This window comes from Bradyrhizobium sp. ORS 111 (genome assembly GCF_045571485.1).
Lineage (GTDB): Bacteria > Pseudomonadota > Alphaproteobacteria > Rhizobiales > Xanthobacteraceae > Bradyrhizobium.
The window spans coordinates 3303466-3316695 of record NZ_CP120701.1; the positions used below are offsets into that span (position 1 = coordinate 3303466).

The 13230-nt window shown below is 64.8% G+C and carries 11 protein-coding genes; 8 read left to right on the forward strand and 3 right to left on the reverse strand.

The window, feature by feature from the left end:
- Positions 1-153 precede the first annotated feature (153 nt).
- On the forward strand, positions 154-1326 hold the full coding sequence (locus P6U30_RS15145) for a DUF2336 domain-containing protein (RefSeq protein WP_407169763.1): 1173 nt from the start codon (positions 154-156) through the stop codon (positions 1324-1326).
- 60 nt (positions 1327-1386) lie between these two features.
- Here the strand turns inward: P6U30_RS15145 and P6U30_RS15150 are convergent, their stop codons facing one another.
- The 3 genes from P6U30_RS15150 to P6U30_RS15160 all read right to left on the reverse strand — a co-directional run bounded on the left by P6U30_RS15150 (position 1387) and on the right by P6U30_RS15160 (position 3402).
- On the reverse strand, positions 1387-1965 hold the full coding sequence (locus tag P6U30_RS15150; RefSeq protein WP_407169764.1) for an Hpt domain-containing protein: 579 nt from the start codon (positions 1963-1965) through the stop codon (positions 1387-1389).
- An 8-nt stretch (positions 1966-1973) separates the two neighbouring features.
- On the reverse strand, positions 1974-2519 hold the full coding sequence (locus P6U30_RS15155) for a response regulator (protein ID WP_280977273.1): 546 nt from the start codon (positions 2517-2519) through the stop codon (positions 1974-1976).
- Positions 2520-2622: 103 nt separating this feature from the next.
- On the reverse strand, positions 2623-3402 hold the full coding sequence (locus P6U30_RS15160; protein ID WP_407169765.1) for an NAD kinase: 780 nt from the start codon (positions 3400-3402) through the stop codon (positions 2623-2625).
- A gap of 147 nt (positions 3403-3549) precedes the next feature.
- Here P6U30_RS15160 and P6U30_RS15165 point away from each other — a divergent pair, with 147 nt between their 5' ends.
- The 7 genes from P6U30_RS15165 (at position 3550) to P6U30_RS15195 (ending at position 13172) form a co-directional block, all read left to right on the forward strand.
- Positions 3550-5106 carry a S10 family peptidase gene (locus tag P6U30_RS15165; protein WP_407169766.1) on the forward strand — a complete coding sequence of 519 codons (1557 nt, stop codon included), beginning with the start codon at positions 3550-3552 and terminating at the stop codon, positions 5104-5106.
- Positions 5107-5340: 234 nt separating this feature from the next.
- The gene (locus P6U30_RS15170) at positions 5341-6423 is read left to right on the forward strand and encodes an IS4 family transposase (protein ID WP_407167384.1); all 1083 of its coding nucleotides are present in this window, start codon (positions 5341-5343) and stop codon (positions 6421-6423) included.
- 405 nt (positions 6424-6828) lie between these two features.
- Positions 6829-7206, forward strand: a complete 378-nt coding sequence (locus P6U30_RS15175; RefSeq protein WP_407169767.1) for a hypothetical protein — start codon at positions 6829-6831, stop codon at positions 7204-7206.
- A gap of 97 nt (positions 7207-7303) precedes the next feature.
- Positions 7304-7711, forward strand: coding sequence for a FixH family protein (locus tag P6U30_RS15180; protein WP_407169768.1), 408 nt, complete (start codon positions 7304-7306; stop codon positions 7709-7711).
- A complete protein-coding gene (locus tag P6U30_RS15185; RefSeq protein ID WP_407169769.1) occupies positions 7708-9141 on the forward strand; it encodes an efflux RND transporter periplasmic adaptor subunit in 1434 nt (477 codons plus the stop codon). The genes P6U30_RS15180 and P6U30_RS15185 overlap by 4 nt, the downstream gene beginning before the upstream one ends.
- Complete coding sequence (locus P6U30_RS15190; protein ID WP_407169770.1) at positions 9138-12323, forward strand: efflux RND transporter permease subunit; 3186 nt, start codon at positions 9138-9140, stop codon at positions 12321-12323. The genes P6U30_RS15185 and P6U30_RS15190 overlap by 4 nt, the downstream gene beginning before the upstream one ends.
- A gap of 165 nt (positions 12324-12488) precedes the next feature.
- Positions 12489-13172: a c-type cytochrome gene (locus P6U30_RS15195; protein WP_407169771.1), complete on the forward strand. Its 684-nt coding sequence runs from the start codon at positions 12489-12491 to the stop codon at positions 13170-13172.
- The last annotated feature ends 58 nt before the right edge of the window (positions 13173-13230 follow it).

Sequence of the window (13230 nt, forward strand, 5' to 3'; positions counted from 1 at the left end):
GAGCCCACGCGCCTTTGGCGCATCGCGGGCGTCTTAACGAAACGTCAATAATCCCAAATGTTTATGGTGAACGCTTTGTTAAGCGTCATGGTTTATTTTCCTTGTATTGGCATCGCATACCGATGCCGCTTCGTTGCGTAAGCCGGCAGGACCATGATCGTTCGGCAGTTTATTAGTTGGATTAGGACAGCTCCGGCAGGCGAGCGCGCAGAAGCGACGCGGGCGTTGGCGCGGGCCTGGCTCATTTCGGATCTCAGCGACGACGATCGAACGGCGGCTGAAGGCGCGCTGCTGATGCTGCTCGACGACCCGTCGCCGCTGGTGCGGCAGGCGATGGCCGAGGTGTTCGCACGCAGCACGGACGCGCCGGCAGCGATCGTGCGCGCCTTGTCAGTCGACCAGCCCTCGATCGCGCTGCCGGTGCTGGAACATTCGCCGTTACTGATCGATGCCGATCTGGTTGACATCGTCGCGACCGCCAGCGACGAGATGCAGTGTGCGATCGCGCGCCGCATCAACCTGCCGCCATCCGTCTCCGCAGCCGTCGCCGAGGTCGGCTCGGCCGCGGCGGCGCTCGAATTGATCGAGAATCCCCACGCCGAGCTTGCGCCATTCTCCTGGGACCGCATCGTCGAGCGCCACGGTCATCTCGCGGCGATCCGGGAATCGATGCTGCAACTCGAGGACCTGCCGTCCGCGACGCGGCTCGCGCTGGTCGCAAAGCTCTCCGACACGCTGGCGCGATTCGTGGTCGCACGGAACTGGCTCGGTGCCGACCGGGCAGGGCGGATCGCCGATGAGGCGCGCGAGCGCTCCACGGTGAACATCGCGGCGCGCTCCTTCGGCGAGGATATGCGCGGCCTGATCACCCATCTGCGTGCCACCGGCCAGCTCACCGCCGGGCTGATCCTGCGTGCGCTGCTGTCGGGCAACCTCGACCTGTTCGGCGCCGCGCTCTCGGAACTGTCAGGACTGCCTTACGGCCGCGTCTCGGCGCTGCTGAACGATCGCGGCTGCAACGGCCTGCAGGCGCTGCTGATCCGCGCCGGTCTACCGGAATCCACCTTCGCGGCGTTCCGCGTCGCGCTCGAGGCCAGCCACGAGGTCGGCTATGTCGATACCGGCGATGGCGCCGCGCGGCTGCATCGCCGCATGGTGGAGCGCGTGCTGACCCATTGCGAGACCGACCATTCCGCGGCCGAACCGCTGTTGATCCTGTTGCGCCGGTTCGCGACGGAATCGGCACGCGAGGATGCCCGCATGTTCTGCGACGAACTGGTCGCCGAAGACGCGCTGGCTTACGACGACGACCTGATCGCGGCCTGACCCGGCCGCGCCCTTCAAACCAGTCGGAAGTTCAGACGGCCGCCGTGGCGCCGTGCGCCGCTATTCGTTCGGCACGATGCTTGGCGCGAGGATCGCCTCGAGATGCTCGGGGCGGTCGCGATTGGCGTGGGTCAGGAATTCGTCGGCAATGCCGCGCAACTGCTTGCTCAACACGCCGGCCACCACGGCGGTGTCGAGCTTGGTGCGCTCGCGCACGATCGCCTGCACGGCATTGATGTGGTGGGCGATGAGCTGCGGCGGCACCGCGTCGAGATCGGGCGCGTGCTCGATGATGCGGCACAGGCTCTCCGCTGCCGCGGCCGCTGACGGATAGCCGAACGTCGCGGCATCGCCCTTGATGTCGTGCGCGGCGCGGAACAGCTCCTCGCGCGTGCGGTCGTTGAAGCCGTCGCGCTTGACGGCGTCATACGCTGCGGAGAGGCGGTCGGCCTCGACCGTCATCCAGGCCTTGAATTCGCCGGAGAGGCCGGCCAGCGCCTTTTCCGCGCGCCCGACCGGATCGTCGAGATCGCTCTCGGGCACCCGCAACAGCATCCCGCGCAGCGGGTTGGGCTGCGTGATCACATGGTGGGTGCCGAAACTCCTGACCTCGATCGTCCCGGGTTTGTCCTTGGCCATGACGGTTCCTAGATACTCGACCGCGCCTTCTCGAGCAGCGACGGCTGCTGCATCACTTCCACCTCGCCGCTGCCGCGACGCTCGGGGCCGATATAGGTGTTGGTGGTGTTGCGGCGGCGGTCGGGGCCGAAATAGGTCTTGGTCTTGATGAACGGACGCGGATTGGCGACCACGTTCATGATGCGCTGGTAGAGGCCCTTGGCCGAGATCGGCTTGGCCAGGAATTCGGTCACACCGGCATCGCGCGCCACCGTGACGCGGCGCTTCTCGGAATGTCCGGTCAGCATGATGATCGGGGCGTAGGGGTTGCCCTTGGATTCCGGCTGCCGGATCATCTGCGCAAGCTCGAGCCCGTCGAAGATCGGCATCGACCAGTCGGTGATGACGATGTCGGGCACGTAATGGGTGTACATTTCGAGCGCGGTGGCGCCGTCCTCGGCCTCGTAGACCTCGCGCGCGCCGAACGAATGCAGCAGCGTCCGCAGGATGCGGCGCATGTGCGGATTGTCGTCGCAAATCAGAAATCGCAGCTTGTTGAAATCGATGCGATACATGGTCCGGCCCCGAACGGGCATACCGGACAGGCGCGGCATTACCCGAAATTAACCATATCCCGGCTGGGTTAATGTTTGGTTTCCGCGCCAGGGCGCACCGCCCTCAATAGCCGAACTGCTCGCGCAGGATGCGCTCCTCCAGCGAGTGGCCCGGGTCGAACAGCATCCGCATCGCGATCGTCTTGTCGGAGAGCACCTCGACGCGGCGCACGTCGCGGACCTCGTCATGGTCGGCGACCGCGGCGACTGGCCGCTTCTCGTCCTCGATCACCTCGATCACCACGAAAGCGGAATTCGGCAGCAGCGCGCCGCGCCAGCGCCGCGGCCGGAACGCGCTGATCGGCGTCAGCGCGAGCAGTGCGGCGTTGATCGGCAGGATCGGCCCCTGGGCAGAGAGGTTGTAGGCGGTCGATCCGGCCGGCGTCGCCACCAGGATGCCGTCGGCCATCAGCTCCGGCATCCGTTCATGCTCGTCGATCAGGATCCGCAACTTCGCCACCTGATAGGTCTGGCGGAACAGCGCGACCTCGTTGATGGCGTGATGCAGATGCACGGCGCCGTGAATGTCGGTGGCGCGCATCAATAGCGGATTGATCAGCGACTCCCGCGCCGCCGCCAGCCGCTCGCGCAGGTCGTGCGTCGAGTATTCGTTCATCAGGAAGCCGACGGTGCCGCGATGCATGCCGTAGATCGGCTTGCCGCCCCGCATATGGGCGTGCAGGGTCTGCAACATCAGGCCATCGCCGCCGAGCGCGACCACGACGTCGGCATCGTCGATCGAGTGGTTGCCGTACATTGCGGTGAGCTGCTCGAGCGCGGACTGCGCTTCCGCGCTCGCGCTGGCGACGAAGGCGATCTTGTCATACCGCTTGGAGCTTTTCATCGCTCACGAACTCGTTTGCCACGGAATACGCCGCGCTCGTCTATACATCCCGGGCGGCCTTGTCGAGATGGTTCCGTGAGGCCCGATGCCTTGCTGGTGCCGCCAGGCTATCGCAGTTTGCGGCCTGTAGTGCGGGGAGTGAACGACATGGCTAATAGTCTTGCGACACGGCTCGCGGCGGCGCTGCTCGCAGCCTGCCTTCTGACCGCCGCGCGCGCCGACGACGCGGCCCCGCAGCCGCAGCCGTCGCCGAGCGCGCAGGCGCCGACCGGTCAGAAGGGGCGGGCAGGGCGCGGCGACACCGGTCCCAGCGCCAACGCCTCTAGCGCTGAACAGCACCGGCTGCCGCCGGACTCGACCACCAAGCAGTCGGTCGAGTTGCCCGGCCGCACGCTGGCCTTTACCGCCACTGCCGGCTCGATCCGCGTGTTCGACGACAAGGGTGAGGCACTCGCCGACATCGCCTACACCTCCTATCAGCTCGACGGCGCTGACCGGGCGAGCCGGCCCGTGACGTTCCTGTTCAACGGCGGTCCGGGCTCGGCGTCGGCCTGGCTGCAATTCGGCAATGTCGGACCGTGGCGCCTGTCGTTCGATGTCACGGCGTCGTCGGCGTCGCCCGACCTGATTCCGAATGCCGAGACCTGGCTCGACTTCACCGATCTCGTCTTCATCGATCCCGTCGGCACGGGTTACAGCCGCTTCGTCACGACGTCGGAGGACGCGCGCAAGCGCTTCTTCTCGGTCGATGGCGACGCCAACGCGATCGCGTTGGTGATCCGCCGTTGGCTGGAGAAACACGATCGGCTGCTGTCACCGAAATACGTCGTCGGCGAAAGCTATGGCGGCATTCGCGGGCCCAAGGTCGTGCACAATCTGCAAATGCAGCAGGGCATCGGCGTACGCGGCCTGATCCTGATCTCGCCGGTGCTCGACTTCAGGGAATATTCCGGCTCCAGCATTTTGCAGTATGTCGCGAGCCTGCCGACCATGGCGGCGGTCGCGCGACAGACCAAGGGGCCGGTGACGCACGAGGATCTCGCCGATGTCGAGCGCTACGCGCGCAGCGATTTCCTGATCGACCTCATCAAGGGCCAGGCCGACACCGAGGCCACCACGCGGCTTGCGGACAAGGTCGCGAGCCTCACCGGCATCGATCAGGTAGTCAGCCGCCGGCTCGCCGGCCGTTTCGATATCGGTGAATTCCGTCGCGAGTTTGATCGCAAGAACGGCAAGGTGACGGGCCGCTACGACGCGTCGGTCGAAGGTTTCGATCCCTATCCCGACTCCAGCTCCTCGCATTTCAACGACCCGTCTGGCGACCCGCTGATGGCGCCGCTGACCAGCGCAGCCGTCGACCTCACCACGCGCAGGCTGAACTGGCGGCCGGACGGCTCCTATCATCTGCTCAGCGGGAGCGTGAACAAGTCTTGGGATTTCGGCCACGGCATTAGTCCGCCCGAGTCGGTGACCCAGCTTCGCCAGGCGCTGGCGCTCGACCCGAAGCTGAAGCTTCTGATCGGCCACGGCCTGTTCGATCTCGCCACGCCGTATTTCGCATCGCAAATTATCATCGACCAGTTGCCGGCCTTCGCGACCGGAGACCGCACCAAGCTCGTGGTCTATCCCGGCGGCCACATGTTCTATTCCCGCGACGGCTCGCGCGAGGCGTTCCGGAAAGAGGTCGAGGCGCTGGTGAAGTGAGGTGGGCGGAGCGACGTGGATTGCATCGCCCTCCAACGACCTGACGGCGTCGTCCCGGCGAAGGCCGGACCCCTAACCGCCACTGTTGATTATTGCGCGGGACTGGGACGACAAGTCCCATTCACAACTCCTGCTGCGGCGTATGGGTCCCGGCCTTCGCCCATGGGCGCTAAAATAGGATTTGCGGGTTGGGTTTGCTTGTGATTCCAAGATGGGATGAGACACGAATCGCTTGTGAACGAAGACTGGGCGCGTGTTGTTGCGCGGCTTGGCGGAGCCGATGCTCTGGAGGTCAGCGCCCGCGAGACGAAGGCGTTTGTCCGGCCGCGAGAGATTAGCAATGCAGTCGATTTGCTGCGTCTGATCCTTGCGTACTGTCTCGGCGAGAGGGGTCTGCGGTTGACAACGGCCTGGGCAACCTCGGTGGGCCTTGTCGATATCTCCAACGTGGCTCTGTTGTATCGCTTGCGTCAATGCGGGGATTGGCTGGCGCGCCTGGTAGGCCAAGCGCTTGTGAGCGGCGCACCGAAGGCGAGCCGCGGTCGCCTGATCCGCATTGTTGACGCCACGACGGTCCCCAAGGCTGGGACGAGCGGCAGGAACAAGAACGCGGTGTGGCGCGTCCACAGTGCGTTCGATCTTCCGCGGGAGCGTTTTGGTCACTTCGAATTGACTGATGAGCGCGGGGGCGAGACGCTGGATCGGATACCGGCGGTTGCCGGCGAAATCCGTCTTGCCGATCGCGCCTATCTGCAGCCCGAGCGGATGGCACGTCTGCGCGATGCCGGTGCGGACTTCGTGATCCGGTCCGGCTGGAAGAGCGCGCGTTGGCTTGATGCCGAAGGTGGTCTGGTTGATCTCACGGCCGAACTGCGCAAAGCCACGGCAGGCGGCATGATCGATCGGCCGATCTGGATAAAACGCAAGTCTGGCGCGCCGCTCGCCGTGCGTCTGGTTGCGATCAGGAAGCCGGCGCAAGCTGCCGCGGCTGCGCGACGCAAGGCACGCCGGACCGCACAAAAGGGAGGCCATCAGCTCTCCAGCCAAACACTGGACGCCGCAGATTGGGTGATCCTGGTGACCTCACTCAAACCAAAGGACTTCACGACGGCCGACATTCTCGCCCTCTATCGGCTGCGATGGCGCATCGAGCTCGGCTTCAAGCGGCTGAAAAGCTTGATTGGCCTGAAGGGGCCGCCCGGAACTGACGAGCGATCCGCCAGACCCCATATCCTTGCCCATCTGCTGATCATTCTTCTGCTCGAGCCGCTCGTCGACGAACTCGAGGACTCTCCCCGCTTGGCCGACGCCGCCTGACCCGCCCAGGGGCGTGGCGACTCCTGCACCAGCTCGTCGCTTCGCTCCGGCAAGCCATCATTCCCCAGCCCGCAATCGCTTGCCTCCGCAGACTCCGCTCCACACGCTCCGACGGCACCTCCGCGAGCCGCCCAGACACAAGCGTCGCTATCAAGCAATCCAACTACCTTAGCGCCTATGGGCCTTCGCCGGGACGACAGTCACGTGTGTGGCGCGGCTTGTGAGTCATACACTCGCAGTCTCGCGGCGCGAGGCGTCCGAGGTTTGCTGCAATTCACGCCGCCCTGAATTGCAGAGGGCGCAGGGAACGCCGCCGTGTGGGAGCCAATTCCGCCCGCCGGCAATCGGAGCTGGCGCGATCGTGATGTGGGGCGGATTTGCAGGCTGCGGCGAGACGTGCGACAAATGGGCATGCATCTGAGGCGGCTCGCCAATTTTTGGATTCTGCTTCTTGTCGCGGCCGGGCTACTGCTCGCGCCCGTGGCGCCGGCGTTTGCCACGACGATGCCGACGGTCCCCGCGGCCGCCATGCCGGCCGCGTCGGACGATCACGCCATGGCCGACGACATGCCGTGCTGTCCGGACCAGACCAAGCAGCGGACCTGCGACGGTTGTCCGTTCCTGGCCCTTTGCATGCTGAGCATCTCGCTGCCGGTCCCTGACGGCACGGCGTCGCTGATCGTGCGTGACCCACAGCGAAACTCGTTCGTGGCGCATGACGAGCGCAGGCTTAACGGGCTCGGCGCCAAACCTCCCGACCATCCCCCTCGAACCAACGTCTGAGAGGCGCGCCAGCGCCTGATCGCTGATGCGTGCGCCGATCGCGCGCGCCGCTTTCTGCCGCTCACGCGGTGAATCAGACGTATCGAGGATCATAACCATGAATACTTCCAACCTGGCGCGGGCCACCATGGCCGCGCTGATCGGCATTGCCATCACGGGTGCTGCGCTGCCCGCTCGTGCCGAGATCAAGAACTACGAATTCCAGCTCGTGCAGCCGACCGTTCAGGTCGGGGCTGATCGCATCGTCGCGGTACGGCTGGTCGACAAGGCGACCGGAAAATCCGTGCCCGACGCTGTCATCTTTGCGACGCGGCTCGACATGGCGCCCGACGGCATGCAGGAAATGGTCACCAAGGTGACGCCGATGCCGGGAGCGGAAGCCGGCACGTACCGGTTCAAGGCTACCTTCAGCATGGCCGGACGGTGGCAGTTGTCGCTCGGTGCGAAGGTGCAGGGTGAGACCGGATCGGTCGAGAACAAGCTCGTCGTGACGGCCCAGAAATGAGCCGCCTCGTCCTGGCGGGCGCTGCCGCTGCGATCGCCGCAGCGGCAGGCGTCGCACTGATCGGTCGCGGCCTGCCGCCGCGACCGATGGCCGTTGCCGTTGCGCCTGCCGCGCATGCTGCGGAGGCAGGTCCACCGATTTATTACCGCGATCCCGACGGCAAGCCGTTCTACTCGCTCAAGCCGAAGACGACGTCCGACGGGCGCGATTATCTGCCGGTGCCCGCAGGTGCCGACGTCAGCTTCGAGGATCCCGAGCAATCCGCGGACATGGCGCCGGCGGATGCCAAGGCGGAACGCAAGGTCAAATACTATCGCAACCCGATGGGGCTGCCGGACACCTCGCCGGTGCCGAAGAAGGATTCCATGGGGATGGACTACATCCCCGTCTATGAAGGCAAGGATGACGATGGGTCCGTGAAGCTCTCGCCGGGCAAAATGCAGCGCACCGGCGCGAAGTCCGAGCCGGTGGTGCGGCGACCGATCTCTTCGATCATTCGTGCTCCGGGCACCGTCCAGGAGGACGAGCGGCGGGTATCGGTCGTCGCGCTGCGCTTTGAAGGATTTGTCGAAAGCGTCGCCAATGTCACGACCGGGGATCACGTTCACAAAGGGCAGGTGCTCATGAATGTATACAGCCCCGCGCTTTCCAGTGCCGCCGCTGAGTATCTTTCCGCCATCAACGCAGGCGCAACCGGAAAGGAGTTGAAGGGCGCGCGCCGGAGACTGGAGAACCTGGATACCCCGGAGCCCGCGATCAAGGAGCTGGAGCGCACCCGGGATATCTCGCTGTCCATTCCCTGGCTCGCGCCGCGCGACGGCGAGATCGTCGCGCGGAACGCCGTCAACGGAATGCGGGCCGGTCCCGGTGACGTGTTGTTCAGGATCGCCGATCATCGCCTTGTCTGGATCGTGATCGACGTTGCGGAACGCGATCTCAGTCAGGTCTCGGTTGGAACGAAGGTGACGATCAGGCCGCGCGGACTGGGCGGCAAGACTTTCGCAGGGACCGTCGCGCTGATCTACCCGCATCTGAATGCTCAGACCCGCACGGCGCGACTGCGCGTCGAGCTTCCCAATCCGGACGAACTGCTGCGGCCGGAGATGTACGTTGATGCGGAGATCGAATCCGGCTCGCCGGATCCGGTTCTGGCCGTTCCGGAGAGCGCCGTCCTCGACGACGGCACGCGACAGCAGATCCTGATCGACAAGGGAGACGGGCGTTTCGAGCCGCGTGAGGTCAAGCTCGGCCGGCGCGGCGGAGGCTATGTCGAGATCGCCGAAGGCGTCAGCGAAGGCGAGCGAGCTGTCACCTCGGCCAACTTCCTGATCGATGCCGAGAGCAATCTGAAGGCGGCATTGAAGGGCTTTGCCGAGGCTGGTCAGAAATCGACCGAGCCGCCAGCCCCAGGCGCGGGGGCGCGGCCATGATCGCCCGCCTCATCGCCTGGTCGGCGCGCAATCTGCTGCTTGTGCTGTTCGGCACCGGCTTTGCGGCGGCCGCCGGCCTCTACGCACTCGTCCATCTGCCGCTCGATGCGATCCCCGATCTCTCCGACACCCAGGTGATCGTCTACACCGAATATCCCGGCCAGGCGCCGCAGGTGATCGAGGATCAGGTCACCTATCCCCTGGCCACGGCGATGCTGACGGTGCCGAAGTCGAAGGTCGTCCGCGGCTTCTCGTTCTTCGGCGTGTCCTTCGTCTACGTCATCTTCGAGGATGGCACCGACATCTACTGGGCGCGCTCGCGCGTGCTCGAGTTTCTGAATGGCGCGGCGTCGCGGCTGCCGGCCGGCGTGACGCCGACGATCGGCCCCGATGCGACCGGGGTCGGCTGGGTCTACCAATATGCCGTCATGTCCAAGGAGTTGAACCTCGCCGATACACGGACGATCCAGGACTGGAATCTGAAATTCGCGCTGGCCAAGGCCGAAGGCGTGGCCGAGGTCGCCAGCGTCGGCGGCTTCGTCAAGCAGTACAATGTCATCCTCGACCCGCAGCGGATGCGTGACCGCGGCATCACCATGCAGCGGATGCGCGAGGCGATCCGCGCCAGCAACGCCGACGTCGGCGGCCGTACCGTCGAGCTCTCCGAGTTCGAATATGTGATCCGCGGCAAGGGCTATCTCAAGAGCATCAACGATCTCGGCAACATCGTGCTCAAGACTGACAATGGCACACCGGTGCTGCTGCGCGACGTCGCACGCGTCGAGCTCGGCCCCGACGAGCGCCGCGGGGTCGCCGAACTGAACGGCGAGGGCGAGGTGGCAAGCGGCATCGTGCTGCAACGCTTCGGGATGAACGCGCTCGAGGTGATCGAGAACGTCAAGAAGCGGTTCAGCGAGATCGCGACCAGCCTGCCGAAGTCGGTCGAGATCGTCCCGGTTTATGACCGTTCGAAGCTGATCTATGCGGCGATCGATACGCTCAAGCGCACGCTGGTCGAGGAGAGTGCCATCGTCGCGCTGGTGTGCATTGTGTTCCTGCTGCATGTCCGCAGCGCGCTAGTTGCGATCCTGATGCTGCCGGTCGGGGTGCTGATGGCGTTCGGCGCGATGAAGCTGCTCGGGATCGGCTCCAACATCATGAGCCTCGGCGGCATCGCGATCGCGATCGGGGCGATGATCGACGCAGCAATCGTAATGATCGAGAATGCGCACAAGCATCTGGAGCGCGCCGCGCCCGGCCGGTCGCGCGTCGCGATCCTGATCGAGGCGGCCGCCGAGGTCGGCCCGGCGCTGTTCTTCAGCCTCCTCGTCATCACCGTGTCGTTCATGCCGATCTTTACGCTGGAGGCGCAGGAAGGACGGCTGTTCAGTCCGCTCGCCTTCACCAAGACGTTCGCGATGGCGGCGGCGGCCTTGCTGTCGGTCACGCTGGTTCCGGCGCTGATGGTGATCTTCGTCCGCGGCAGGATCGTTCCCGAGCACCGCAACCCGATCAACCGCTTCCTGATCTGGATCTATCGCCCTGTGATCCACGGCGTGTTGCGTGCCAAGACGCCGGTGATCCTGCTGGCGCTCGGCGCGCTCGCCGTCTCGGTCTGGCCGGCCCGGCAACTGGGCACCGAGTTCATGCCTGATCTCAACGAAGGCACGCTGCTCTATATGCCGACGACGCTGCCCGGGATCTCCGTGACCAAGGCATCCGAACTGATGCAGACCCAGGACCGGATCATCAAGGGCTTCCCGGAAGTCGCCTCGGTCTATGGCAAGGCCGGCCGTGCAACGACGGCGACCGATCCGGCGCCGCCGGAGATGTTCGAGACCATCATCAACCTCAAGCCGAAGGAGCAATGGCCGGCAGGGGTGACCCTCGACAGCCTGATCGCCGAGATGGATAAGGCCCTGCAATTTCCAGGCGTCTCGAATGCCTGGACGATGCCGATCAAGGCGCGCATCGATATGCTCTCGACCGGCATCCGCACGCCTGTCGGCGTCAAGGTGATCGGTCCCGACCTTGCGGGGATCGACAAGCTCGCCAAACAAATCGAGCAGGTCCTGAAAGCCGTTCCCGGCACTTCGTCGGCCTATGCCGAGCGCAGCCTCGGCGGCTACTATCTTGAGATCACGCCGAACCGCGAGGCGCTGTCGCGCTACGGCATCGCGGTGCAGGATGTGCAGGATACCATCGCGACCGCGCTGGGCGGCCAGAGCGTGACCACGACCGTCGAGGGGCGCCAGCGCTTCACCGTCAACATGCGCTATCCGCGCGATCTGCGCGACAATCCAAAAGCCATCGCCAGCGACATCCTGGTGCCGATGCCGGCGGGCGGCGCGGTGCCGCTCGGCGAAGTCGCCGATGTCACGCCGGCGCGGGGTCCGACCTCGATCAGGACCGAGAATGGGCAGCTCGCGACCTACATCTATGTCGACATCCGGGACCGCGATCTTGGCGGCTATGTCGCCGATGCGCAGCGCGCCGTGCAGGCGAGTGTGCAGTTTCCGCCCGGGACGTACGTGGTCTGGAGCGGGCAGTACGAATATCTCGAACGCGCCGCGGCACGGCTGAAGATCGTCGTGCCGGCGACACTATTGATCATCTTCCTGTTGCTCTATCTCAATTTCAGGTCGGTCACCGAGACCTTGATCGTCATGCTGTCGCTGCCGTTCGCGCTGGTCGGCGGGCTCTGGCTGATGTGGTGGCTGGGATTCAATCTCTCGGTCGCCGTCGCCGTCGGCTTCATTGCGCTCGCGGGGGTCGCTGCGGAAACCGGTGTCGTGATGCTGATCTACCTCAATCAGGCGCTCGCGGACGTCAGACAGCGCCGCGCCGCCGAGGGGGAGGCGTTGAACCAGGCCGATCTCCACGAGGCCATCATGGAGGGCGCGGTCGAGCGCGTCCGGCCGAAGATGATGACTGTCGTCGCCGTTATGGCGGGGTTGCTGCCGATCATGTGGAGCACCGGCACCGGGTCCGAGATCATGCAGCGCATCGCGGTGCCGATGATCGGCGGCATGATCTCGTCGACCCTGCTGACGCTGATCGTGATTCCTGCGATCTTTGGGCTGGTCAAAGGGTTCCGTTTGCCTCCTGCGGGCCAATCACGGCCGCCGGCAAAGACGAAATCGATTGCAGCGAGAGTGAGAGAGCCGGAGCTAACCGAATGAGGTGATCCATGATGCACGACATGATGCCGGGAATGATGTGGGGCATGGGCCTGATTGGTGTACTCGTCATCGCTGTCCTGGTTCTGGCAGCCTTGGCGTTGGTCAAATACCTTCGTTCCTGAAGCCGAGGAGGCCAGAATGAAGCCGTGTCGAATTGCGATAGTCATGACTATCGCTTTCGCGTCACCTGTGTTGGCGCAGAACGGCGATCGTGGCGAGCGGGATTTTCAGGCTTGCGTGCCGTGCCATTCGCTTGAACCCGACCGCAACATGACCGGCCCGAGCCTGGCAAACTTGTGGGGGCGCAAGGCCGGAAGCCTGCCGAGCTTCGATCGTTACTCCGACGCGCTGAAAGCTTCTGATATCATTTGGGACGACCGTTCGCTCGATGCCTGGTTGACCGATCCGAATCGCATGGTGCCGGACAATGAGATGCCGTTCGAAGGGATCAAGGATTCACGCGTTCGCGCGGATCTGTTGGCGTTTCTCAAGCAGGCCACAAAACCGGGGGCCGGATCGGAGCGAGCCGCCGAAAATCGCATGAAGGGGATGGGCGGCATGATGGGAGGCATGATGGGCGGCAATCACACTCCCAATCTGAAGACGCTGGAGCCCGGACAGCGCGTGACGGCCATCACGTACTGCCGGGACACCTATCGCGTGATCACCGCCGACGGCAAGACGCGCCATTTTTGGGAACGCAATCTGCGTCTAAAGACGGATTCCAGCCAAGAGGGCCCGCAGAGCGGAGCACCAGCAATCCTCCCCGCAGGAATGATGGGTGACCGCGCGGACGTGATCTTCGCGGCTCCGGAGGAGATCAGCAGGACTATCGAAGGACGGTGCTGACCTTCGAACCGTCGCAGTGAAGCGCGGAACACAACGCCTGGATTGACGCAGTTCCGCG

Bases quoted from the DNA above. Each gene is read 5' to 3' on its own strand.
- P6U30_RS15160 (WP_407169765.1), bottom strand. From the start codon at position 3,402: ATGAAAAGCTCCAAGCGGTATGACAAGATCGCCTTCGTCGCCAGCGCG.
- P6U30_RS15150 (WP_407169764.1), bottom strand. From the start codon at position 1,965: ATGGCCAAGGACAAACCCGGGACGATCGAGGTCAGGAGTTTCGGCACC.
- P6U30_RS15175 (WP_407169767.1), top strand. From the start codon at position 6,829: ATGGGCATGCATCTGAGGCGGCTCGCCAATTTTTGGATTCTGCTTCTT.
- P6U30_RS15185 (WP_407169769.1), top strand. From the start codon at position 7,708: ATGAGCCGCCTCGTCCTGGCGGGCGCTGCCGCTGCGATCGCCGCAGCG.
- P6U30_RS15165 (WP_407169766.1), top strand. From the start codon at position 3,550: ATGGCTAATAGTCTTGCGACACGGCTCGCGGCGGCGCTGCTCGCAGCC.
- P6U30_RS15145 (WP_407169763.1), top strand. From the start codon at position 154: ATGATCGTTCGGCAGTTTATTAGTTGGATTAGGACAGCTCCGGCAGGC.
- P6U30_RS15155 (WP_280977273.1), bottom strand. From the start codon at position 2,519: ATGTATCGCATCGATTTCAACAAGCTGCGATTTCTGATTTGCGACGAC.
- P6U30_RS15180 (WP_407169768.1), top strand. From the start codon at position 7,304: ATGAATACTTCCAACCTGGCGCGGGCCACCATGGCCGCGCTGATCGGC.
- P6U30_RS15190 (WP_407169770.1), top strand. From the start codon at position 9,138: ATGATCGCCCGCCTCATCGCCTGGTCGGCGCGCAATCTGCTGCTTGTG.
- P6U30_RS15195 (WP_407169771.1), top strand. From the start codon at position 12,489: ATGACTATCGCTTTCGCGTCACCTGTGTTGGCGCAGAACGGCGATCGT.